The organism is Microvirga pudoricolor (assembly GCF_016892705.1).
Taxonomy (GTDB): Bacteria; Pseudomonadota; Alphaproteobacteria; order Rhizobiales; family Beijerinckiaceae; genus Microvirga; species Microvirga pudoricolor.
On record NZ_JAFEMB010000004.1, the window covers coordinates 163,379 to 185,376 of the forward strand.

The 21,998-nt window shown below is 59.3% G+C and carries 19 protein-coding genes; 10 read left to right on the forward strand and 9 right to left on the reverse strand.

Features of this window, described 5'->3' with window-relative positions; genetic code table 11:
- Nucleotides 1-675 precede the first annotated feature (675 nt).
- Nucleotides 676-1,083 carry a DUF1236 domain-containing protein gene (locus ILT42_RS14680; RefSeq protein WP_204216368.1) on the forward strand — a complete coding sequence of 136 codons (408 nt, stop codon included), beginning with the start codon at nt 676-678 and terminating at the stop codon, nt 1,081-1,083.
- A gap of 66 nt (nt 1,084-1,149) precedes the next feature.
- Here the strand turns inward: ILT42_RS14680 and ILT42_RS14685 are convergent, their stop codons facing one another.
- The 9 genes from ILT42_RS14685 to ILT42_RS14725 all read right to left on the reverse strand — a co-directional run bounded on the left by ILT42_RS14685 (nt 1,150) and on the right by ILT42_RS14725 (nt 11,731).
- The gene (locus ILT42_RS14685) at nt 1,150-1,398 is read right to left on the reverse strand and encodes a hypothetical protein (RefSeq protein WP_204216369.1); all 249 of its coding nucleotides are present in this window, start codon (nt 1,396-1,398) and stop codon (nt 1,150-1,152) included.
- Nucleotides 1,399-1,497: 99 nt separating this feature from the next.
- Complete coding sequence (locus tag ILT42_RS14690; protein WP_204216370.1) at nt 1,498-1,692, reverse strand: hypothetical protein; 195 nt, start codon at nt 1,690-1,692, stop codon at nt 1,498-1,500.
- Between the two features lie 582 nt (nt 1,693-2,274).
- Nucleotides 2,275-3,681, reverse strand: a complete 1,407-nt coding sequence (locus tag ILT42_RS14695; RefSeq protein ID WP_204216371.1) for a porin — start codon at nt 3,679-3,681, stop codon at nt 2,275-2,277.
- Nucleotides 3,682-3,867: 186 nt separating this feature from the next.
- Nucleotides 3,868-5,436 (reverse strand): aspartate:alanine exchanger family transporter, encoded by a 1,569-nt coding sequence (locus ILT42_RS14700; protein ID WP_204216372.1) that lies wholly within the window; start codon nt 5,434-5,436, stop codon nt 3,868-3,870.
- Between the two features lie 10 nt (nt 5,437-5,446).
- Nucleotides 5,447-6,268: a pyruvate formate-lyase-activating protein gene (gene pflA / locus ILT42_RS14705; protein ID WP_204216373.1), complete on the reverse strand. Its 822-nt coding sequence runs from the start codon at nt 6,266-6,268 to the stop codon at nt 5,447-5,449.
- Between the two features lie 4 nt (nt 6,269-6,272).
- The gene (gene pflB / locus ILT42_RS14710; protein ID WP_204216374.1) at nt 6,273-8,618 is read right to left on the reverse strand and encodes a formate C-acetyltransferase; all 2,346 of its coding nucleotides are present in this window, start codon (nt 8,616-8,618) and stop codon (nt 6,273-6,275) included.
- Nucleotides 8,619-8,694: 76 nt separating this feature from the next.
- Complete coding sequence (locus tag ILT42_RS14715) at nt 8,695-10,341, reverse strand: L-serine ammonia-lyase (protein WP_204216375.1); 1,647 nt, start codon at nt 10,339-10,341, stop codon at nt 8,695-8,697.
- Between the two features lie 237 nt (nt 10,342-10,578).
- Nucleotides 10,579-11,418 carry a polyphosphate kinase 2 gene (gene ppk2, locus ILT42_RS14720; protein ID WP_456085400.1) on the reverse strand — a complete coding sequence of 280 codons (840 nt, stop codon included), beginning with the start codon at nt 11,416-11,418 and terminating at the stop codon, nt 10,579-10,581.
- A 139-nt stretch (nt 11,419-11,557) separates the two neighbouring features.
- Entirely contained in the window at nt 11,558-11,731 is a 174-nt protein-coding gene (locus ILT42_RS14725) for a hypothetical protein (protein WP_204216376.1), read from the reverse strand.
- Nucleotides 11,732-11,920: 189 nt separating this feature from the next.
- Here ILT42_RS14725 and ILT42_RS14730 point away from each other — a divergent pair, with 189 nt between their 5' ends.
- From ILT42_RS14730 to ILT42_RS14770, 9 genes are all read left to right on the forward strand, one after another.
- Entirely contained in the window at nt 11,921-13,117 is a 1,197-nt protein-coding gene (locus tag ILT42_RS14730; protein ID WP_204216377.1) for an AraC family transcriptional regulator, read from the forward strand.
- Nucleotides 13,118-13,390: 273 nt separating this feature from the next.
- Nucleotides 13,391-13,855 carry a helix-turn-helix domain-containing protein gene (locus tag ILT42_RS14735; RefSeq protein WP_204216378.1) on the forward strand — a complete coding sequence of 155 codons (465 nt, stop codon included), beginning with the start codon at nt 13,391-13,393 and terminating at the stop codon, nt 13,853-13,855.
- Between the two features lie 220 nt (nt 13,856-14,075).
- On the forward strand, nt 14,076-15,056 hold the full coding sequence (locus tag ILT42_RS14740; protein WP_204216379.1) for a phosphate acetyltransferase: 981 nt from the start codon (nt 14,076-14,078) through the stop codon (nt 15,054-15,056).
- Between the two features lie 3 nt (nt 15,057-15,059).
- The gene (locus ILT42_RS14745) at nt 15,060-16,268 is read left to right on the forward strand and encodes an acetate/propionate family kinase (RefSeq protein WP_204216380.1); all 1,209 of its coding nucleotides are present in this window, start codon (nt 15,060-15,062) and stop codon (nt 16,266-16,268) included.
- 17 nt (nt 16,269-16,285) lie between these two features.
- Nucleotides 16,286-16,795 carry a hypothetical protein gene (locus ILT42_RS14750; protein ID WP_204216381.1) on the forward strand — a complete coding sequence of 170 codons (510 nt, stop codon included), beginning with the start codon at nt 16,286-16,288 and terminating at the stop codon, nt 16,793-16,795.
- Nucleotides 16,796-16,816: 21 nt separating this feature from the next.
- Nucleotides 16,817-19,234 carry a DUF3141 domain-containing protein gene (locus ILT42_RS14755; RefSeq protein WP_204216382.1) on the forward strand — a complete coding sequence of 806 codons (2,418 nt, stop codon included), beginning with the start codon at nt 16,817-16,819 and terminating at the stop codon, nt 19,232-19,234.
- Nucleotides 19,231-20,037, forward strand: coding sequence for an enoyl-ACP reductase FabI (fabI, locus tag ILT42_RS14760; RefSeq protein WP_204216383.1), 807 nt, complete (start codon nt 19,231-19,233; stop codon nt 20,035-20,037). The genes ILT42_RS14755 and fabI overlap by 4 nt, the downstream gene beginning before the upstream one ends.
- A gap of 170 nt (nt 20,038-20,207) precedes the next feature.
- Nucleotides 20,208-20,690 (forward strand): hypothetical protein, encoded by a 483-nt coding sequence (locus ILT42_RS14765; protein WP_204216384.1) that lies wholly within the window; start codon nt 20,208-20,210, stop codon nt 20,688-20,690.
- Entirely contained in the window at nt 20,683-21,918 is a 1,236-nt protein-coding gene (locus ILT42_RS14770) for an HlyD family secretion protein (protein ID WP_204216385.1), read from the forward strand. The genes ILT42_RS14765 and ILT42_RS14770 overlap by 8 nt, the downstream gene beginning before the upstream one ends.
- Nucleotides 21,919-21,998 lie beyond the last annotated feature (80 nt).

Consider the following 21,998-nt stretch of genomic DNA (forward strand, 5'->3'; position numbering starts at 1 on the left):
CTTCCTATCTGACTTTGACAAGCTTCGCGGCTTGTGAATTCAATCGAGTGTGTAGACCACGGATCGTGTGGTCGCGTCCACGACAAATCTCTGGCCGGCATAGGCAGCGTAGCGGTAGGAGCCATGCCCTGGTATCTCCCGGAGAATGGCAGTCGGAGGTAACGTCCTATCCTCGTGGTCATGAGAATTTCTGATTTTGTCGAACTGGCGCGACGTAGTCGATAGCAAGTCGAGGAGCGAGTCTGCGCTCAAGGGAAAAAGGTGTTGTGCGGAGCGATCGTGTCCGATCCAGAGCACTGGCATGCCACATGCAACCACGACTGTGATGATGCGGAAAAAGATACTCACGTGATGCATCCTGCAATGACGCTTCTCGCTCATAACGGATCGTGAGGCGTCCTTATTCCAAACCTAGTTGATGCATGCTCAGCATACTGGCGATCCGGGCCGGATGGGCCCACGCCGCATGAGGAAACAACCCTGCAGAAGTGTTATATTATCGTGATTCCGGTGTCGCCGTCGGATGGCCTCATTCGCGATGATAGACAAGCGTTCATGAATATGAATACTTAATGAATGAAGTATAAAATTTCGATTACAACGAAACCGAATGTGTTTGACCGCGTTCGATTGACTGCGGGCAACATGCTCGCAGACGAAATTTAGGAGTTCACGATGTCGAAGAAGATCCTACTAACCGGTGCCCTTCTTGCATCCCTTGTTCCGGCTGTCAGCTTCGCTCAGTCCGGCGGTGCTGCGGCTGGGGCCGCGACCGGCGCTGTTGGCGGCGCGATCGTCGGTGGACCCGTTGGAGCCGCCGTCGGAGGGGTAACCGGTGCGATCGTCGGAGGCATCGCCGATCAGCAGCAGCCCCAGTTCCGGACTTACGTCACCACCCAGAAGATTCCGTCTTATGCTTACCGAGAGGACGTCCGGGTCGGCTCAGTTCTCCCTGAGGCTGGAGTCACCTACTATGACGTGCCCACCGAGTACAAGGTGAAGGGCTATCGCTACACTGTGGTCAATAACACTCCCGTTCTCGTCGAACCCAGCAGCCGCAAAGTCGTGCAGATCATTCGCTGAGGCGGCTCAACTTCACAGTGACACGGGTGGCGTCGTGAGCCGCCCGTGTCATACCCGTGACTTGAACTAAATCTTGGCGCGCTGCCATCCGGTGAGAATAGGACCTGTCTTGTCGTCCTGATCATGGTCAGAATGGTTCGGAGCGCACTCCTCCGGCTCGCACGATGCGAGGACGAGTTCCAACGCAGACTTGGCGAGGCGCAACTGTCTAAGGTTTGCTCTGGCCGACACTGCGATCTGATTGGCGTCAAACGTGAGAGTAAAGGTACCCTCATGCTTCGCGACCGTCATGTTCTCAAGCTTGAAATTCTTCACCAACGATTCCATCGCTCTGGTCTAGAGCGCAAGACTAGGGAGCCGTCCCCGAGAGTGGCACCGGAGGCGTCTGATATTCGTCTCTTTGTCTGGAGGCGCCTAAGCCATTTTGGATTTGATCCGGGCCACCAGGGCCCGTAACCGCATCTCCGTTGCCACTCGCTCTTCCAGTAGCCTTGCAAGTTCGCTGTTCGGATCCTGCTCACGCAGTTCCTTCGCCACGCGGATCATCTCTTCCATTGCAGCTTCACTCTCGATGCTCTGGGCTGCCAATCGCAAAGCTCGGTTGATCATGAGGCATTGTTCCTGGTCGCTCCTGGAACTGAGAACGTTAGAAACCTCGATTTATTCCAAAAATGGGACGAAGGGTGATGAGCCTGGCAGAAATTAAAGCTGACGGACTACGAGCCTATGAATGATCTGTCGGTGCGCGGCTCAAAAGTGTCAACGAACTGGCTCCCAAACCTGTCTCTAGCGGCTTTTATCTGGGGTGTAAGACAATATTCCAGAATCGTATGCCGCATGGCATCCTCGCATTTCCTGGGACGCGGGCGCTAACTGGCGACTTCACGTAAGCACAAGTCCATCGTTCGCTGCTTCCAAGCTTTCAGGGAGAAACAATAAGCAATATGGACGTCATGCTCAATATGATCCGAAGAGTCACGGTTCCCGTTTGGGCGACGTTCATCATTCCCCGATCCTTCACCCAATGGTATGGACGCAGCTGATGTCGGGACTCGCTGCCGTTTTGAAAGCGACATCACTGGGGAGAAGATCGATCACCTTTTCATCAAGAGCGAAACGGACAACTTGGGCTGGCGACGTTCAGACTGGCTCCAAACGGAAGGCGGCGTAGGCAGGTGGCGTCGCTATCGTTCAAAAGTCCCGTTGAACACGCAAGCGCCCCTCCCAGGTGTCTTCAGATCCAGTTGATCGGAAGGCGCCTGTTGGGTCGCCAGCTGCCGTTGTCAAAGGAACAGCCACTCGCTGGCGTGGATCGACCCGGATGTAGAGTGCCTCCACGCCAATCTGGAATTCCTTCACCGGCATCCAGATCACGTTGGCGCCAACTCGGTATTCATTGAAATCAACAATCCCTGTCGTCGACCCTGCCGATCCATTGGCAAGTGTCGCCGTTGTGGCCGGTACCACGTACTGAGCGCCCCTGGGAGCATCGAAGCGCATCCAGGAGCCAAACAGATTCGTCTGGACTGTGGGTGTCCAGTTATGATTGAGGCCACCTGCGATGGCATAGGCTTTGTTCGTCTTGAACTCGCCCGTGAACGGTTCGACGAAGGCGTCGGTGAATGGCATGGTCAATGGGCCGGCGCTGATAAAGCCGTTACTTATCGGTCCTGCCTGACCTGCATTCAGATATCCGATCGCTCCGTTTGCATAAGCGGTCGAGATCCATAACGTATCGCCCTCGCCGAGGGCTGGAACGTTCATATAGCCATGAGCACCGAGCGCGAATCCATACTCCGTCCCCGCAAATGTGGGATTAGGCAAACCCGTGACTGGATTGAACACCGGTAGGGTCACTCCACCCACCGCTGTGACACCCACCGCCACGTCGCGAATCTGGTGCAAGGCCGCAGCTAGCTGTACCTCGCCCCAAGTCCCGGTGTAGCGAAGATTGCCAACAACATCAGGCATTCGCTCCCCCGCATAGGTCGAAGCGATCGGTGCAAAGACCGGGCCCGTAACCCCTGCTCCAAACAAGGGGAAGGACAGCTCGTTGTTGACCCTGCGCTCAATCCCATCCTCCAGTGATAGGGTGGCTGACAAGCCATTGCCGAAGGAATAGGTGTAAGCAAGGAGGGTCACTTCAGCGTTTGAAGGATCATCAAAGCGCAGATCGCCAAAATTGGGAGCTGGCAGATCCGGGCTCGTGAAAAAAGACACCGCGCGACCGGCAGTCAGCCCGTCAAACTGGATAAAGGCTTGAGAAATCTCAGGACTGGTGTCAATCCCGCCCCCTGTATAGGCGCCACTGCTGCGGGTTATTTCCATCCGGATATAGGCACGCAGTATACCGTAGGCCGTGGCCGTTCGCGCATCGACGTTAATGCGCCCGCGGGCTCTAAAGCCGATTGTGTCCTGTAGACGAGTGACAGGTTGCAGATAAAGGTACTCCGCGCGTACACGGCCTCCAACTCGGAGGCAGGTCTCCGTCCCAGGAACGTAGAAGAAGCCGGCGCCGTGGGTGGAGCAAATTCGCACATACTCGATCGGAGACGCGGCTTTTGCAGGAAGGTCGGAAGCTTGTGCGCCGCCGGTCATGAACGCGGCACATCCCAGGAACAGAGTTCGGACAGACGCCATAGCGCACACTCCAAAACAATGGCTCATCGATGCTCATCAAAGACTGTGCAGACGAACGGATGACGTCAAGCAGGTCCAGATAGACAAGTAACCTTCCATAAGTAAATCTTGATCGGTGTTGCTGGCCAGCATCATACACAAGCCTCAACTCAGCATTACCTGAACGGCGATGATCTTAACGATGGTCATGCTGGGGAAACAAATTGCGTAACCGATGTCCGTGCGTTCCGTTGGCGCAAGACGTGCTGCCGCCACGACGATGGCGGGATTGCCGGTCGAACCTGCACAGACCCCGAGCAGATCATCGAACGGAATGCGCAACAAATGTCCGGCGACCAGCACGATCAGCACAAGGGTAAGCAACACGGCCGCGCCGCCGAGAAGGATCTGAATCCCATTGGTCGCGATTGTCTGAACAAAGGGGCTGCCTGCGCCAATAGCCACCGAGCCTATGAATACGGACAAGCCGAGGTTTCGCAGGACCAGGTTGGCGATAACTGGTATCCTCCAGCCCAATGGCCCGGTGCGACCGAGCCAGCCGAGAGCGAGCGCCATAACGAGGGGACCTCCCGCCACGCCCAGACTGAAAGTGCCGCCTCCCGGCAACGGGACAGGGATCATGCCAAGCAGCAGGCCCAAAGCAATACCGACACCGACCGAAACGAATGAAAGTTCAGCATTGCCCTTGATGCTGTCACCGAAGTGACGCCGGATGTCGATCTTTCGGCTTGTAGGAACTGCGGCTACCAGCTGATCGCCGAATTCGAGTGTCAGATCAGGAGACGCAATGATGTCGACGTCACCCCGGCGCACGTGCGATATGGTAACAGGATAGTCCGGGAGGGGGATGTCGTGCAGACCTTTGCCGACAAAGGTCGCTTTCGAAATATAGACCCGCACCACGTCGAAATCGGCACGATCACGGCTGATACGTCCCGGCTCTTCGTGTCCCATGCTCTCCTTCGCTCGCTCGATGCTCGATGGGTTGCCGACCAGCAGTAGTCCATCACCTTCGTGCAATCTCATACTGGCGACTGGGGGTTCATTTACATGGTACTGACGGACTGCGACGATCTTGAGATCTGACGGAAGGATCGCGGAGACTTCCTCAACCGTTCGATTCTCGCATGTCGACTCGAGCGTCAATTCGGCAATTCGAACGTTCTGCGGAGGCGACGCAAATTTGGGTTTGACCCAAGCGGCCATAAAGGTCATCAGGATAATCGGCCCGACGACGCCAAAGGGATAGGACACCGAGTAGCCGATGGCAGGATCCTGATTGTCTGCCGCCGCCAAGGCGGCCTGCAGTGTCGGCGTGCTTGTACCAGAGCCAGCGAACAATCCGGCCGCCGTTGCCGTCGAGATGCCGAGCGGGCCCGCCAGCGACATCGCGACCAGGAGCGAAGCGATGACAGCTACAGCTGCAAGAGCCATATACTTGATCCCCGGTCCGCGTAGGCTTGCAAAAAATTGCGGTCCATACTGGATGCCGACGCCGTAGACGAACATGACCAAGCCGAGCGTACCGACTAAACTTGGCGGGGCGGCCCTCGGTGCGATGGCGCCGATAGTCAGGCCGGTGAACAGCACCGCTCCGGCACCGAAGGAAACGCCGGCGATCGAAATCTGTCCTATCGCGTAGCCGGTGGCAATGGCAAGGAACAGCGCCAGAAGGGGAGAGGCTTCGAGCAGCATACGAATGACATCGAGCATCAACTTCCCCTTATCTTACGCGGCAGCCGGTTTCCCGAAACTGTCCGATCACCCGCGCCACAAGTTCAGGGGAGGGGGATGGAGTGTCGGACAGCTCATAGTGGAGGTGCATAGCCTTCCATTTGAAGGCTCCCATTTGATGGAATGGGAGGACCTCGACCCATTCGACGTTGCGCATGGGCGCAACGAAATGGGCAATGCCTTCAACATTCGCCGGATCGTCGGTCAGTCCCGGTACGAGTACAAAGCGCACCCAGACGGGCTTGCCAAGGGAAGCCAGACGTTCTGCGAACTGGATGGTTGGTCTAATGTCCTGCCCCACGGCGCGGCGGTATGTGGCCGGATCCCAAGACTTGATGTCGAGCAAAACGAGATCGACCTGACTTAGATACTCGTCGTCGGCTCGTGTACCGAGGAAGCCTGACGTATCCAAAGCCGTATGAAGCCCCATTGCCTTAGCGGCGGCGAAAAGGCGCTTGGTAAAGTGCAGCTGAACGAGTGGTTCGCCACCCGATATCGTCAGCCCCCCGTTCAGGGCACGCAGTGGTGCCGCATAAGCGTCAAGAGCGGTTTTGGCACGGTCGAACGAAATCTTGGTGCCGTCCTTCAGATGCCAAGTGTCGGGGTTGTGGCAGTACAAGCACCGCAGCAGACACCCGCTCATAAACACGACGATCCTGATGCCAGGCCCGTCCAGGGTGGATCCCGTTTCATAGGAGTGAATCCAGCCAAATTCGGCACGAGGATCGTTGAACGTAGCCGCGTCGGGTGCATCTGGGGATTGTGCCTGCTGCAGGTCGAACCGACTATGGGCCCAGGGCTCGTCTGCCATGACATCACTCTTGACCATGGAACGTGCGGCTGATCACGTCCATTTGCTGATCTCGCGTGAGTCGGACGAAATTGACCGCGTAGCCGGAGACCCGTATTGTCAGTTGAGGATACCTATCTGGATGCTCCATCGCATCGATCAGGGTGTCCCGGTTGAGGACGTTGAGGTTCATGTGAAACCCCCCCTGACCACAATATGTGTCCAGCACTTTGACCGCCTGACTGATCTTCTCGCCCTGATCCAGGCGGTTGAGACTCGGCGTGACGGACACGGTGTAGCTGATTCCGTCCTGAGCATCAGAATAGGGCAGCTTGGCGACCGATAGGCACGAGGCAAGCCATCCATGGCTATCGCGGCCATGCATCGGGTTGGCGCCGGGTGCGAACGGTTCGCCGGCTTTGCGGCCGTCGGGCGTGTCGCCAGTGTTTTTGCCATAGACGACGTTGCTGGTGATCGTCAGCACGGACTGAGTGTGAACGGCATTGCGATAGGTCTGGTGCTTGCGGATTTTTTTCATAAAGCTGGAAACCAGATCCGCCGCGATGGAATCGACACGATCGTCGTTGTTGCCGTACTTCGGGAAGTCGCCATTGATCTCGTACCCGACGATCAATCCGTCATCGCGGCGGACCGGCCTCACCTCGGCGTGCCTGATAGCCGAGAGGCTGTCTGCGACTACCGACAGGCCGGCGATGCCAAAGGCCATCGTGCGGAGGATCTGCTGGTCGTGGAGCGCCATCTCGAGGCGCTCGTAGTAGTACTTGTCGTGCATGTAGTGAATGCAGTTCATGGCGTGGACGTAGGTTCGCGCGAGCCACTCCATCATGTTATCGAATTTCGCCGTGACGTCGGCATAGTCGAGGGTCTCACTCGTAACGGGCAGTGTTGCCGGACCGACCTGCTCGCCGCTGACCTCGTCTCGACCGCCATTGATGGCATAAAGCAAGCACTTCGCGAGGTTCACCCGCGCGCCGAAGAACTGCATCTGGTTGCCGATACGCATGGCAGAGACGCAACAAGCAATGCCATAGTCGTCACCCCAATATGGACGCATGAGATCGTCATTCTCATATTGGATCGAGGATGTCTCAGCCGAAACTCTGATGCAATAACGTTTGAATCCGTCTGGCAATTGACGCGACCAGAGCACGGTCATGTTGGGCTCCGGCGCAGGCCCCAGGTTGGTGAGCGTGTGCAGCATTCGGAAGCTCGTCCGGGTGACCAAGGGACGGCCGTTGAGGTCCATGCCGCCGACGCATTCTGTGGCCCAGTAAGGATCTCCAGAGAAGAGGGCATCGTATTCGGGCGTACGGAGAAAGCGGACGATGCGAAGCTTTTGAACGAGTTGATCAACAAGTTCTTGAGCACCCGCTTCATCCAGAGCGCCACTTTTCATGTCGCGTTCGATATAAATGTCTAGGAAGGACGAGATCCGTCCGATGGACATCGCCGCCCCGTTGGCCTCTTTGATGGCCCCGAGATATCCGAAGTAGGTCCACTGAACGGCCTCGCGCGCAGTTCTCGCCGGCTGCTCGGTGTCGAGCCCATAGGTCTTGGCCATCACCGCCAAGTCCGTTAATGCTCGCATCTGCTCGGCTAGTTCCTCGCGCTCACGGATGACATCGTCGGTTGGCCATTTGGCGTCGAGCAGCGCCCGCTCGGACCGCTTGGCTGCCAGCAATTTGTCCGTGCCGTACAAAGCCACGCGGCGGTAATCGCCGATAATCCGACCGCGGCCGTATGAGTCAGGTAAACCTGTGATGATGTGGCTGCGGCGGCACGCCATGATTTCGGGCGTATAAGCGTCGAAGACCCCATCGTTGTGCGTCTTACGGTATTTGGTGAAGACTTCATGCACGGCAGGGTCCGGTTCGAACCCCGCCGCCTTGACGCCTGCCTCGACCATGCGCAATCCGCCATATGGCATGATCGCACGCCGGAACGGCGCGTCGGTCTGCAGTCCGACAATGACCTCGTTCTCACGGTCGATGTAGCCGGGCGCGTGCGAGGTCAAGGAGGAGGGCGTCTTAGCATCGACATCGAGGACACCCTTGCGGATTTCTTCCTGGAAATAGGGCTGTAGCTTCGCCCAAACGGCTTTCGTCCGCTCGCTGGGACCGGACAAAAACCCCTCGTCACCCTCGTAAGACGTGACATTCCGCTGGATGAAGTCGCGGACATCGACGGTGTTCTGCCAACGTCCAGGGACGAATCCGGTCCATGCGTCCAGCGAAGGTATGGCGCCGGTCGTAGAGTTTGTTCCTGCCTGATGGTGCTTCGCCTGCCGCTTTCCTGCCTGTTGCTCAGGCTCATCTGCAGATCTTTTCGCAGCGATGGCTCCATCCGGCATAACAACCTCCTCCCGCAACGCTGATCGTGTCTTCAGTAAACGTATCTCCGGTCACTCACGTGGGGTGTCAGGTAGATCAGCAGAGCACTAGGTTCTGAGCGAGTCCGGCTTCACTCGTTTCCTTGTACTTGGGATTCATGTCCCGTGCGGTGTCGGCAAGAGTCTTGATCGTGGTGTCGAGGTCTACCCGATGCCTGCTGGCGATCTCGTTGGTCGCAATCATGGCGGCTGTCCAAGCTTTCACTGCCCCGAAAGCGCAGCGCTCGATGCACGGTACCTGCACATAGCCTGCCACGGGATCACAGGTCATGCCCAGGTGATGCTCCAGGGCCGACTCGGCTGCGTTCTCGATCGTGCGTGGGGGCTGATTCATCACCTGCGTGATCAGGGCTGCCGCCATCGCAGAGGCGACGCCGATCTCGGCTTGGCAGCCTCCTTCGGCAGCGGCCAGAGTAGCATTGTGCTTGCAAAGGTATCCGACGACCGCCCCAGCGAGAAGGCCTTGCCGTATCTTGTCCATCGGCACAGCGCGGCCGCTTTGGGTCAACGCGTAGACGATTGCGGGCATCACTCCCGCTGAGCCGCCGGTCGGCGCTGTGATGACCAAGTGGCCCCGGGCGTTCTCCTCGGAGGCGGCTAGAGCAAAGGCGGACACCAAGCCAATGGCGCGGTCGCTCACATAACTGTCATCATTGGCGCGCTCAAAGACGGTGGCTGCCTTGGAGTGGAGCTTGATCGGCCCAGGCAGGACATCGTCCTTATAGGAAAGGCCGGTCTTTACTGTGGCAATCATCGCGTTGGCGATCTTGTCCAGGAATGCGTTGATTTCTTCATCGCTCTTTCCGGACACAGCGATCTCGTTTGCCATCGCGACATCGGCAATCGAGAGATTGTTCGCTTCAGCGTGCTGCCGCAGCTCCTTCATCGTTGAATAGGGATATTTCGGCTGCCCTTTCTTGGGCGGTTCGTATCCCTTCCACTCGATGAAGCCGCCGCCGACCGAGTAGTATTCCTGCTCGTAGAGAACATTGTCGCCGGCCATGAGGCGAGCCGTCATGGTGTTGGGATGAGGGAACTCGCCCTTGGGCGCGTCATAGACGATGTCGGCGAGCGACAGGTTGAATGTCTTGTTTCCGAGCTGTACCGGGTAGGTTTGCTGCGGCGTCGCGATCATCTCATCGAGGAAGCGCGGGTCTACGGTGGCCGGCTCCTTACCCACAAGACCGGCCAAGGCGGCGCGCTCGGTGCCATGACCTTTTCCTGTCGCGCTGAGGCTGCCGAAGAGGTGAACCTTGAGGCCGGTGGCCTGCGCCAATTGATCGGCTGGTAGCTTCGTACAGCGTTGGTAGAAATCGTAGGTAATGCGCATGGGTCCGATGGTGTGTGAACTGGATGGACCGGGCCCGACCTTGTAGAACTCGTCCACCACAGTCATCACGGGCCCTCTGGACGCCTTGACGACGTCGAGATCCGGGGACAGGGTCGAGCCCATCTTGAGTCCGGGGTCACTGTCTGCTGCACCCCTCTTGGATTTCTGCGTGGTGGCCTCTGTCGCAGCCTGCTGCGCCCGGGCGTCAGGGCCCCAAGTCGTGCCCGTCATGACGGCTGCCGCACCAATAGCGGCGTTCCGTATGAGAAACGCTCGACGGTCGACGCCCGGTGGAACGCTCATCGGCTCAAGTGATGCCGGGAACAGTGCATCGTCGTCGCTGGAGCGGGGCATGGGCGTGTCCTCCTGCGCAAGCATCGGAGGTGATTTCGGTTTGAGACACCTCCACGTTTATTGTAGTGCAAAGCAGTATAGGCTGCTTTTGATGGCATCCTAAGTCTGGTGAGGTGGTATGCTTGATCGAAGGAGACATACCTTTGATTTTTTAGGACAGAACGCTCTCAAGCGCAGCGGAGAGTTCTTTTCCTGGCCTGATCTGTCCACCTCACCCTGAGTGCTGAGCTGCAGGGTTTAGTAACGTTCCGGAACGATGTGCTTCGATGGCAAACCGGCCTCGACGCCCTTGGGACGGCCTTCTGCCTTCGGCACGCTGGGCAGTTTGAGTTTCACCTTTTCGTAGGGGACTTGGCTCAGCAGGTGCGCGATGAGATTGAGGCGTGCCCTGCGCTTGTCGTCGGACGGGACGATGTACCATGGGCAGGCTTCGGTGTCGGTGGCGCGCAGCATGTCCTGGTAAGCCTCTGTGTAATCCCACCAACGCCGTACCGATTCCGTGTCCATTGGACTGAGTTTCCAATGCTTGACGGGATTGTCGATCCGGTCGGCGAAGCGAGCTCTCTGTTCGTCCTGGCTCACGTCGAGAAAGTACTTGATCAGAATGATACCGTTATCCACGATCTCGTTCTCGAATGATGGTACCAAGCGCATGAAGCGCTTATACTCGTCGTCGGTGCAGAATCCCATGACCCGCTCGACGCCGGCCCTATTGTACCAGGAGCGATCAAACAGCACGATCTCGCCACCGGCTGGAAAGTGAGCGATGTAGCGCTGCATATAGAGTTGGCTTCGTTCACGCTCGGTCGGGGCCGGTAGGGCGACATGCCGGAACACCCTCGGGCTGACACGTTGCGTGATCCGGCTGATCACACCCCCCTTTCCGGCCGTATCGCGTCCTTCGAACACCACAATGATACGCGCGTCCGTCGCTTTTACCCATGTCTGCAAGCGTACGAGCTCGACCTGCAGCCTTGCGAGCTCGCTCTCGAATTCCTTCCGCTTCATGGGCGTCGTCGCTGACCGCGAGTGACCCTCCGCGGCCTTGTTCGCCTTCAGGGTGTCTTGCCGGCTCATGACCGTCGCCCTCCTTCTGACTCTACCAATCGGTCCTATCGCAACCGAACCGTTCAAGTGTGTAGCTTTAGGTTACAACGTTAAATTAAATAAAGAGGACGGTGTCCTGCGATACATAATCATTGACGGTGACACCGTCTCAGCAGACCGACATGCGAGCGCGATCTGCTCGGCCGTGCCCGTCGTCGGCGAAATCGATGCCAGGGCGTAGGAGCCCGATTCTGACCATGCCGATGACGTCGGCGAGCAAAGCGCTGACATGGTTGGCGAGGGCCATCTCGCTTAGGTTGATGGCGACGAGACCATCGATCAACCAAACAAGGCTTATCCGTCTCCCTCCATGATCCAACGCCCCGGTACCGGAAGCGCCCAGCGATATTGCTCCGAGTGATCGGCTGGGCTTGACGGTTTGGGACAAACTCTTGACCCGACCGGACATCGGGGGGGCAATTCCGCGAAATAGCCCTAATCCGTGGTTAAGCTGCGCAGGAACTGATATATATTGTTTGTCGATGACGCGTGCGACCCTCACGGTGCTGCCGTATCATACCGTGAGGTCGTGCTGAACGGCTCAGGCATTGGCGAGGCGGCCATGACGACGATCAATAGTATCGTGCCATTGTCCACAAATGTCGGTCGAGAGAACTCCATTCCAACCCAGCCGACCATTCCGGCGGGCCCCGGTCGGATGCTACCGCCGGGACACATTCATCTAGGGGTCGCCAAGGAGATCGCCCCGACCTTATGTGACTTCGGTATCGACCCAGATCCGGTCATCAGCGAGGCAGGGCTCGACCCGAGTTTGTTCGATGATGGTGCGAACGTCATCCCGCATGCGTCCCTGGGCCGATTGCTCACCCTATGCGTAGCCCGCACCCATTGCCAGCACTTCGGGTTGTTGGTTGGTCAGCGCGCCACGATCCTGTCGCTGGGCATGGTCGGGCGGCTAATGCAGCATTCGGATACCGTGGGCGATGCCATGCGGGCGCTCGTGTCCAATCTCAGCATCCAAAACCGGGGAGCCGTCCCGTCCCTGACGACTCTGGGCGAGACCGTTCTGTTTTCCTTCTTGGTCTATCAACCGAAGGCCGAAAGCGCGGATCAGATCTCCGATGGGTCCATCGCCGTGACGGTTAACGCCTTGCGTGCCTTGTGCGGTTCCGAGTGGAATCCGATCGAGGTGCTTCTGCCCCGAGTTGCACCGGCAGACAAGGAGCCTTACCGGCGGCACTTTCGGGCCCCCGTTCGGTTCAACCAAGAGACGGCTTCCATCGTCTTCCCGGCCAGCGACCTGAACTGCCGGGTGGCCGGCGCCGACCCGTTCGTGCGAGGTCTCCTGGAAGAGCGGATCCAGCAGATGAAGCGCACTCAAGGCTCCGTCCTGTCAGACGACATCCGGCGGCTACTGCGGTCCCGGCTGACAAGCCAGCACTGCTCGGCTGACGAGATCGCCGACCTGCTTGCCATGCACCGGCGTACTTTGAGCCGTCGTTTGAAAGGCAGCGGCATGGGATACCGGGCAATCACGAACGAAATGCGCTTCGAAATCGCCCGTCAGCTCCTGCAGGACACCGAGGTGCCGCTTGGACAAATTGCTGCCGCTCTGGGCTACTCCGAGGCCAGTGCTTTCACCCGCGCCTTCCGTCGTTGGTCCGGCCAGACCCCGACCGCCTGGCGCTACGCTGGCCATCCGAACTGAATCGAAGGATGATCAAACAGCCAAGTGACTGTCCCGTCCGATCAAATGACGGCGTTCTGTAGGCGGGCGACGACCGCCTGGGCTGACTGACCCTGCTCCGGAGAAACGATGCCCATTCCAGCTTAACTCGATCCTCGCAAGGCGCCGAGTCGTGTGGGCGGCTCAGTATCCTCAACTGTCAAAAGAAAGTCCCAAGCGGACAAGCAATCACGTTTGAAGCAGATAGGATGCGCGCGGTTTGGCAGCGGGAGGCCTGTCGGAAAGGGGGGAGCAATGGGCACGCCATCCACCCAAAGGTTCAGCAAGCCGGCGTCAGGATCCGGCCCGTTCACGGAGGATCTGCGCCGCCTGCTTCGGACGGAATTGCTCAAGAGCACTTGTTCAGCCGCTAAGGTTGCCAGATTGTTCTCGATGCATCGCCGTACGATGAGCCGGCATCTGCGCACAGAAGGGCTAGCCTTCCGACAGGTCGCCAACCAGATCCGCTACGAGATTGCTTGCCAGTTGCTGCAGAACACCGACATGGCGCTTAGTCAGATTGCTGCAGCTCTCAAGTATTCCGAGCCCAGCGCCTTCACGCGAGCCTTTCGCCGGTGGTCAGGTCAGGCTCCGTCGGCTTGGCGTGCGTGCCATTCCAGCACACGGACATTCAGGACGCGAATGAAAATAGATCCTGAATCAGGCTTAGAGACCGCTCAGATTCGCGGCGGCCTAGTCTCGTCTCAGACCCCTATATGAGCAGTCCAAACTCTCGCCTGTTTCCGCACCACAGTCCTAAACTGTCAAAACGTTGGCTCAATGGGTCAAGCGCTGGATCCCAGGACAGTCATACTCACGACTGCAAACAGGGCGGGCAGCCACAACGCAAGGCGCGGGAGGCGATCTCGCAGACGATAGGCTGATCCGGCAGTGTCTTGATGGTTCATGACTGCCCGTCGGGCGCAGCGTGGAGGCGATCATGACGGTTGCGATCTCGACCCCGAGTGCGTCACAACCCAGGCTTCGGCAACACGACAAGTACGATCGTCTCATTGCAACAGCCCAGTCGCTTCAGAAATTGAAGGTGGCGGTGGTGCATCCCTGCGACCCGGCATCGATGAGCGCGGTATTCGAGGCGGCACAGCTAGGACTGATCGAACCGATCCTCGTAGGGCCACCCGACAAGATGCAAGCGGCTGCTGCTGCGCTGGCTAAGGATCTGCCAGTGGGCCAGTACGTCGAAGCCGCGCATAGTCATGACTCGGCCAATAAGGCTGTGGAACTCGTAAAGGCCGGAGAAGCCGGAGCCTTGATGAAGGGCAGTCTTCACACGGACGAGATGATGGGTGCCGTGGTCCGCCGTGAAGGCGGGCTTCGCACGGCCCGCCGGGTGAGCCACTGCTTCGTCATGGACGTGCCGGGCCACGAGACCGCGCTCATCATCACCGATGCGGCAGTGAATATCGCGCCAACCCTGGAAGATAAGGTCCACATCGTCCAGAACGCCATAGACCTCGCGCATGCGCTGCGCGTGGATCCGGTACGGGTCGCGATTCTGTCGGCGATGGAAACCGTCAACCCAAAGGTGCCGTCCACCATCGAGGCTGCGGCCTTGTGCAAGATGGCCGATCGCGGGCAGATCACGGGTGGAATTCTCGACGGTCCGCTGGCGCTCGACAACGCCATCGATCTTGGCGCCGCCGCGATCAAGAAGATTCAGTCGCCCGTGGCCGGACAGGCGAATGTGCTGGTCGTCCCCGACCTCGAGGCTGGCAATATGCTCGCCAAAAGTCTGACCTTCCTGGCCGATGCGGATGCGGCCGGCATCGTGCTCGGTGCACGTGTGCCGATCATCCTCACCAGTCGGGCCGACGCGACGATCACGCGGCTTGCGTCCTGCGCCGTGGCTTCGCTCGTCGCCGACGCCGCGCGGGCGCGTCTAGCGGTTCTGGGATTTTAAGTCATGGTGCCTGTCCTGATCGTCCTCAACGCTGGATCATCAAGCCTCAAGTTTCAGGTTTTCGATGTGCTCGATGGTGCGGAGCCGCAGCTCGTCTGGAAAGGCCTCTACGAAGGTCTGGGTGGAAACGCGCACTTCGTCGTCAAGGATGCAGGCGGGATCGTGCTTAGAGATGAGATATGGGACGAAGGCAGGCCAACCAGTCATGAGGAGGCGCTGACGCACCTCGTTGCGTGGCTGAGTCAGTTTCGCGAGGAGCGCCAACCCGTGGCGATTGGGCACCGAGTCGTCCATGGCGGCGAGATCTTCTCGGCTCCGGCGATTGTTGACGAGTCCGTCCTCCAGCGGCTTGAGGTCTTGGTGCCGCTTGCGCCGCTGCATCAGCCCCACAACCTCGAGCCGATCCGGATCGTGCGCCGACGCCTGCCGGAGATGCCGCAAGTTGCCTGTTTCGACACGGCCTTCCACCAAAGCCAATCTGATATCGCCACTTTGTACGCTCTACCGCGAGAAATGCGCGAACGGGGCGTGCGGCGCTACGGTTTTCACGGTCTTTCCTACGACTACATCTCGTCCGTGCTCGAAGGATACGATCAACACGTCGCCGAACGACGGGTGGTCGTGGCTCATCTCGGCAATGGAGCGAGCCTATGCGCCCTCAAGGGCGGTGTGAGCATCGCAACGACAATGGGGTTTTCCGCTCTCGATGGGCTTCCGATGGGCACGCGCTGCGGCACGGTCGACGCCGGTGTCGTTTTCTACATGCTCCGGGAGATGAGCCTGTCGCCCGGCGAGGCCGAGCGGTTGCTTTACACCAAGTCTGGCCTTCTGGGTGTATCAGGCATCTCAAACGACATGCGCACGCTGCGGGCGAGAGAGGCTGTGGACACCAATGCCAAGCGCGCTATCGAAATGTTCGTTTACCGCATCGTGCGTGAGATCGGTTCACTCGTCGCGGCCCTAGGTGGCATCGAGGGGATCGTCTTCACTGGAGGAATCGGCGAAAACGATGGGGCCACGCGTGCTGAGGTCATCGAGGGTCTTGCCTGGGCCGGTTTCACACTCGATGACGTTGCTAACCGTACCGGAGGTCCGCTGATCTCATCCGGCAAAGGACCTAAGGCTTGGGTCATCCCTACGAATGAAGAGCTCGTGATTGCACGGCAAACGCGCAGCGTACTTAGCACCATGCCCTCTAGAATCGCGTCCTGAACAGGGAGGTTGTTATCATGGAAACGCTGAAGACCAGGCCTGGCGAAATGGCTCAGCAGGAACTTGCGGACGAAACCTTCATGTCGGCCGCCGACCTGCGCAACTACATGACAGAGATGCTCATGGCGAAGGCGTCCAAGTCGCTGGAAGGCATGGATCGGGCCGAAAAGGCGCGGCATGAGCTGATCAAGCGGATGGCTGAGCCCATCAACCTGACGCAAGAGCGCCTGAAGGAGATCCTCCAGCCGCTGAAGGCGAAGCTGAAGTCGGCAGCCGAGCGAGGTCAAACGGAACTGATGGTCATGCGGTTTCCCAATGCATTGTGTTCCGACCATGGCCGCGCGATCAACAACTCCGATCCTGCATGGCCTGAGACACTGACAGGACGCCCACGCCAAGCCTACGAACTGTGGCGAGATCAGCTTAGAGACGCCGGGTTCAAGCTGAACGCGATGATCATCGAATGGCCAGGTGGCATGCCAGGTGACGTCGGGTTCTTTCTCAGATGGGGCGAGTCCAAGCGATAGACCCCGGTTCGGACGATCCCCATGCCCCAGAACAAATCGAAGATCACAACGAACAACGATAGCCCAGCGACGAAGCTGGGCCGGCTGGCGCAGTCTCAGGCGAAGGTTACGGAGATTTATCAGGAGCGTCATACCAAGGCGGCGCAGCGGTATCTCGAGGCTGTGACGACCGCAGGTGAGGCGGTGCGAGACGATGGGTTCCTCTCGGCGTCACCGCTGGATCTCTGGTATGATGCCGGCGCTTACTGGCTCGACTTCACGCAGCGCTCGATCCTGTTCTGGGATACGCTGCGCCAGCGCGGCAACAATTGGATCGACCATGAGCGCGCCGGCAAGCCGCCGTTGCTGGACTTCGATTGGGAGTTGATTGCGGACGCACGTACATTCGAGCGGCCGGTGAATTATGCCCTCGTAAGAATTCTACCGCCCGATGGGATAAAGATTGATCCTCAGCTCCGTGCCTTTGTCATCATCGATCCAAGGGCCGGACATGGACCGGGTATCGGCGGATTCAAGCAAGAATCTCAGGTAGGCGTTGCGCTCAGGGCTGGTCATCCAGTCTATTGCGTAGTCTTCTTCCCCGAGCCAATGCCAGGGCAAACGCTTGCCGACGTGTCGCGTGCCGAGGCCGAGTTCCTTCGCATCGTCGGAGTCCGCCATGCGAATGCTCGCAAGCCCGTCCTATTCGGAAACTGCCAGGGCGGATGGGCCTCGATGCTTGTTGGCGCGATGGAGCCCGATCTTATGGGACCCATCGTCATCAATGGGGCGCCCATGTCCTACTGGGCCGGGAATGATGGCGAGAACCCAATGCGATATGCGGGCGGCATGCTCGGCGGCACTTGGCCTGCGCTCCTCGCCAGTGATCTGGGCGCCGGTCTGTTCGACGGGGCCTATCTCGTTGAGAACTTCGAGTATCTCAACCCGGCCAACACTTATTTCAATAAGTACTATAAGCTTTTTTCGAAGATCGACACCGAGCCGGAGCGCTTCCTGGAGTTCGAGCGGTGGTGGGGCGGCTTCTTTCTGATGAACCGAGAAGAGATCAAGTGGATCGTCGACAATCTGTTTGTCGGCAACAACTTGGCTGACGGCAACGCAGAGTGGTCGGAAGGGCGTGCGTTCGATCTACGTGCCATCAAGTCTCCCGTTGTCGTGTTCGCATCGCTTGGCGACAACATTACTCCACCGCAGCAGGCCTTCAACTGGGTAGCCGATCTCTATCCCACCACCGAGGCGCTTAAGGCGAACGGGCAGGTGATCGTCGGCTTGATGCACGAAAGCGTCGGCCATCTCGGGATCTTCGTCTCAGGCGCGGTCGCGAAGCGCGAGTACACACAGATCACCGATCTGATCGGATATATCGAGCATCTGCCCCCTGGCCTCTATGGTATGCAGGTCGAGGAAGTGGAGATGCCTGGCGGCGTGCGCTACGATGTGCTGCTGACGGAACGACGTGTCGAGGACTTGCAGATCCTGCAGAGGTATAACCGCAAGGATGAGATGCCGTTTAGGGCGGTGGAGAAAACCTCCGAGGCGCTCGCCGCCGCCTATGAAACTTTCGTGCGTCCATTCTTGGTGCCGACTGTCACGCCGGCCATGGCCGGTCTGGCCCGCGCCTTCAATCCTCAGCGCGTACAGCGCTGGGCGATATCAGATCTCAACCCCTTCCTGCTGCCGCTCAAGGGTCTGGCCGATATGGTGAGGGCAAACCGACTGCCGCACGGAACAGACGGCCCAACAGCTAGAATGGAGCGATGGTCAGCCGACGTAACCTCTGCCTCATGGGATCTTTATCGCGACCTGCGCGATGCAACCGTGGAGAATATGTTCTTTCGCACCTATGGCCCAGTCAGTATTGGCATGGCCGAGAATTACAAAGAAGACGTGATAAAGAAGCCTGGCGACGAACGCATGGCTCCGGCGGTCAAGGAAGCGCTGGCGCATGTCAAGGATGGGGACCGGACGACGGCCATGGTTAGGGTAGCCCTGCTGTTGATGAAAGCCGGCACAGGGCGGCGAAGGCTTTCGACGCTGAAACGGGCACGCGACCTCGTCGGCAAGGAGGTTGGGCTTCTGGAAATCCCCGTGGAAGCCGCCAGGCGGGTCATCCGGGAGCAATCCTACATCGTTGACTTCGAGCCGGCGAAGGCTCTTGCCACACTCACCGATCTCCTCCCGTCTCCCGGCGACCGAAACAATTTGCTCGATCTGCTTGACCGGATCGAGGGACGCATCGAGGCCAACGAAAAGCAGATGACGCTGCTGGGCGAGATCCGGCGACTTCTTGCCGAGGACAGCGCCGATGCCAAAGGGTCGGACCGGACGGTCGCCTCGCTGCTGGCGGCTGTTCCACCGGAAGTCCGTTCGGAAGCACGGGTCAGGCGACGCCCCGCGCGCCGCTTCGTCCCCTCCCAACGCACGAGGGCGAACCCATGAACGAGCAGCCGACCAGACTGGAAGGGATTACCGTTCAGTCGAAGATCCTTCGCGGCCAGCGGGCTCTCGTCATCGGCATCGCCAACGAGAGTTCGATTGCCTATGGCTGCGCCCGCATCTTCCGTCAGCTCGGAGCCGACCTTGCCGTTACCTATCTCAACGAGAAAGCTCGTCCGCATGTGGAGCCACTCGCCAAGGATCTCGGTGCGGCAATCGTCGCGCCCTGTGACGTGGGCCACGATGGCGAACTCGAAGCCGTGTTCCGGCAAATCCGAGAGACATGGGGCGGGCTCGACATCGCGCTCCACTCTATCGCATTCGCGCCGAAAGTGGACTTGCAGGGTCGGCTCGTCGACAGTTCGGCTGCGGGATTCAAGGAGGCAATGGACATCTCCTGTCACTCGTTCATCCGTATGGCTCGGCTCGCCGAGCCTCTCATGCATGACGGTGGAACGCTTCTGGCGACGACCTACCACGGTGCCAGCAAGGTCGTTCCGAATTACAACCTGATGGGACCGGTGAAGGCGGCACTGGAGAGCGCTGTCCGCTACCTGGCGTACGAGCTTGGCGACAGGCACATCCGCGTGCACGCTGTATCGCCCGGCCCGTTGAAGACACGGGCGGCATCCGGCCTCAAGGACTTCGACGTCCTGCTGTCGGACGCGATCGAGCGCTCGCCCATCGGTGAGCTTGTCGACATCGACGATGTCGGCCTCACGGCCGCCTTTCTCACGACGCCGTTCGCGCGGCGGCTCACGGGAACGACCACCTATGTCGATGGCGGGTTGAGCATCGTGGCTTGAGGGATCCAAGCGTAAAGGAACTTGTCTATGCCCATCCATCCCGTCTCAGCAGATCGGCATGACGTTCTCGCGCCGCCAGCTCACCTGTCGGATCGCGCCGCCCGGGTGGAAGCGCAGGGGGCGAGATTGATTCCAAGGCATGTTCGAGGTGCTGGAGTTGGAGAATTGGCATGACCGCATCATCGAACCCAGCTGCCCCTGAGCACCTGCCGGTCTTCGTCACTGCGCCTGGCGGGACGGATGTCCTGATGGTGATCGTGGCCGTTTTTCTTCTGGTCGCAGTGCTGGCAGTCGGACTGCTGTTCCTGCGGCTGCACACTCTGCCGGAACGGATCGCGCACCGGGGTCACAAGCTGCAGTTCGAAATTGTCGCGATTCTAGGCTTGCTGGCGCTGTTCACGCATGTGCACCTGTTCTGGGTCGCCGGGTTGCTTCTCGCCCTGATCGATATTCCCGACTTCGGCAATCCGCTGCGCCGGATCGCCGGGTCGCTGGAGAAGATCGCCGGCCTTCCGCCGGGTGAGGGCGCCGGAAGGGCTCCGGACGAGATCGGTGTTGCCACCTTGCCGCCCGAAGAGGCGAGGGAGGAGGCGGTCGAGGTACCGAAGACCCTCACCTTGGCGCGCACAGTGAAGGAGCGGACCCATGCTTGAGCTGCTTCTCTGCTCTCTTCTGACGATCCTGCCGGATTACCTCTACCGCCGCTACCGCCAGGGCAAGCGGCTCGGTCAAGAAATCACGCTCTATTCGGTCTGGTTCGAGCTGCGTTGGGGTATCGTGTCATGCCTGATGCTTACTGTGGGCTTGATCACAGTGGTGTTTTACAATCACCCGGCGACAACAAACGCCACCGCATACTTTCGTACCATCCCGGTCTTGCCCGAAACCAACGGCCGCGTCGCTGAGATCTACGTCGATGGCGTGAGCGGGGATGTCAAGCAAGGTGCGCCTCTTTTCCGGCTCGATAGCTCCAAGCAAGAAGCAGCCGCCGAGACCGCACGCCGCAAGATCGCAGAAGTCGAAGCAGCGCTCGTGGTCACGAAAACGGAGATCCAGGCGGCCGAAGGCAAGATTATCGAAGCTCGCAGCAACTTCCAGCAGGCGGTGGACGAACTGGAAACCAAGCGTGAGATCTACCGCCGCAATCCCGGCGCGGTTGCCACCCGCGACATCGAGAAGCTCCAGGTCGCCGTGCAAGGGCGCCAGGGCACTATCGATGCCGCCATCGCCGCCAAGCAGCAGGCCGAAGCGCAGCTCTCAGCCCTTCTCCCCGCCCAGAAGGCCAGCGCCGAGGCTGAACTGGCCCAAGCAGAAGTGGATCTGGCAAAGACCCTCGTCCGGGCTGGTGTCGGTGGACGGGTCGAGCAGTTCACGCTGCGGGTGGGAGACATCGTCAATCCGCTGATGCGTCCGGCCGGCGTCCTGATCCCGGAGGGCGCAGGGCGTGGACGCCTGCAGGCCGGCTTCGGGCAGGTCGAGGCCCAGGTGTTGAAGGTCGGGATGGTGGCTGAGGCGACCTGTGCGTCAAAGCCCTGGACGATCATTCCGATGGTGGTCACCGGGGTGCAGGACTATATCGCCGCCGGCCAGATCCGCAGCGGCGAGCAGTTGCTCGATGCGCAGCAGGTGACGCGGCCAGGGACCGTTCTGGCCTTCCTGGAGCCTCTCTATGAGGGAGGGTTCGACGCCGTTACTCCGGGCAGCAGCTGCATTGTCAATGCTTATACCAGCCATCATGACGAAATCATCGCACCAGAGACCGGTATGGTGCGGGGGGTGGTGCTCCATGCGGTGGATGCCGTCGGGCTCGTTCATGCCATGATCCTGCGGATCCAGGCTTTGCTATACCCGATCCAGACCCTCGTGCTCGGGGGGCACTGACAGAAATGGCGCGCGGCGGAAAGCACCCGCCGCCGCTTGGTATCCGGGAGTTTGCCATACGTCTTCCATGAGGAGGAGTC

What these genes read in the sequence shown, in the direction of transcription:
- ILT42_RS14735 (WP_204216378.1), top strand. Translation starts at nt 13,391, where the DNA reads ATGGGCACGCCATCCACCCAAAGGTTCAGCAAGCCGGCGTCAGGATCC.
- ILT42_RS14750 (WP_204216381.1), top strand. Translation starts at nt 16,286, where the DNA reads ATGGAAACGCTGAAGACCAGGCCTGGCGAAATGGCTCAGCAGGAACTT.
- ILT42_RS14755 (WP_204216382.1), top strand. Translation starts at nt 16,817, where the DNA reads ATGCCCCAGAACAAATCGAAGATCACAACGAACAACGATAGCCCAGCG.
- ILT42_RS14740 (WP_204216379.1), top strand. Translation starts at nt 14,076, where the DNA reads ATGACGGTTGCGATCTCGACCCCGAGTGCGTCACAACCCAGGCTTCGG.
- ILT42_RS14680 (WP_204216368.1), top strand. Translation starts at nt 676, where the DNA reads ATGTCGAAGAAGATCCTACTAACCGGTGCCCTTCTTGCATCCCTTGTT.
- ILT42_RS14715 (WP_204216375.1), bottom strand. Translation starts at nt 10,341, where the DNA reads ATGCCCCGCTCCAGCGACGACGATGCACTGTTCCCGGCATCACTTGAG.
- ppk2 (WP_456085400.1), bottom strand. Translation starts at nt 11,418, where the DNA reads ATGAGCCGGCAAGACACCCTGAAGGCGAACAAGGCCGCGGAGGGTCAC.
- ILT42_RS14745 (WP_204216380.1), top strand. Translation starts at nt 15,060, where the DNA reads ATGGTGCCTGTCCTGATCGTCCTCAACGCTGGATCATCAAGCCTCAAG.
- ILT42_RS14700 (WP_204216372.1), bottom strand. Translation starts at nt 5,436, where the DNA reads ATGCTCGATGTCATTCGTATGCTGCTCGAAGCCTCTCCCCTTCTGGCG.
- fabI (WP_204216383.1), top strand. Translation starts at nt 19,231, where the DNA reads ATGAACGAGCAGCCGACCAGACTGGAAGGGATTACCGTTCAGTCGAAG.
- pflA (WP_204216373.1), bottom strand. Translation starts at nt 6,268, where the DNA reads ATGGCAGACGAGCCCTGGGCCCATAGTCGGTTCGACCTGCAGCAGGCA.
- pflB (WP_204216374.1), bottom strand. Translation starts at nt 8,618, where the DNA reads ATGCCGGATGGAGCCATCGCTGCGAAAAGATCTGCAGATGAGCCTGAG.
- ILT42_RS14765 (WP_204216384.1), top strand. Translation starts at nt 20,208, where the DNA reads ATGACCGCATCATCGAACCCAGCTGCCCCTGAGCACCTGCCGGTCTTC.
- ILT42_RS14770 (WP_204216385.1), top strand. Translation starts at nt 20,683, where the DNA reads ATGCTTGAGCTGCTTCTCTGCTCTCTTCTGACGATCCTGCCGGATTAC.
- ILT42_RS14690 (WP_204216370.1), bottom strand. Translation starts at nt 1,692, where the DNA reads ATGATCAACCGAGCTTTGCGATTGGCAGCCCAGAGCATCGAGAGTGAA.
- ILT42_RS14695 (WP_204216371.1), bottom strand. Translation starts at nt 3,681, where the DNA reads ATGACCGGCGGCGCACAAGCTTCCGACCTTCCTGCAAAAGCCGCGTCT.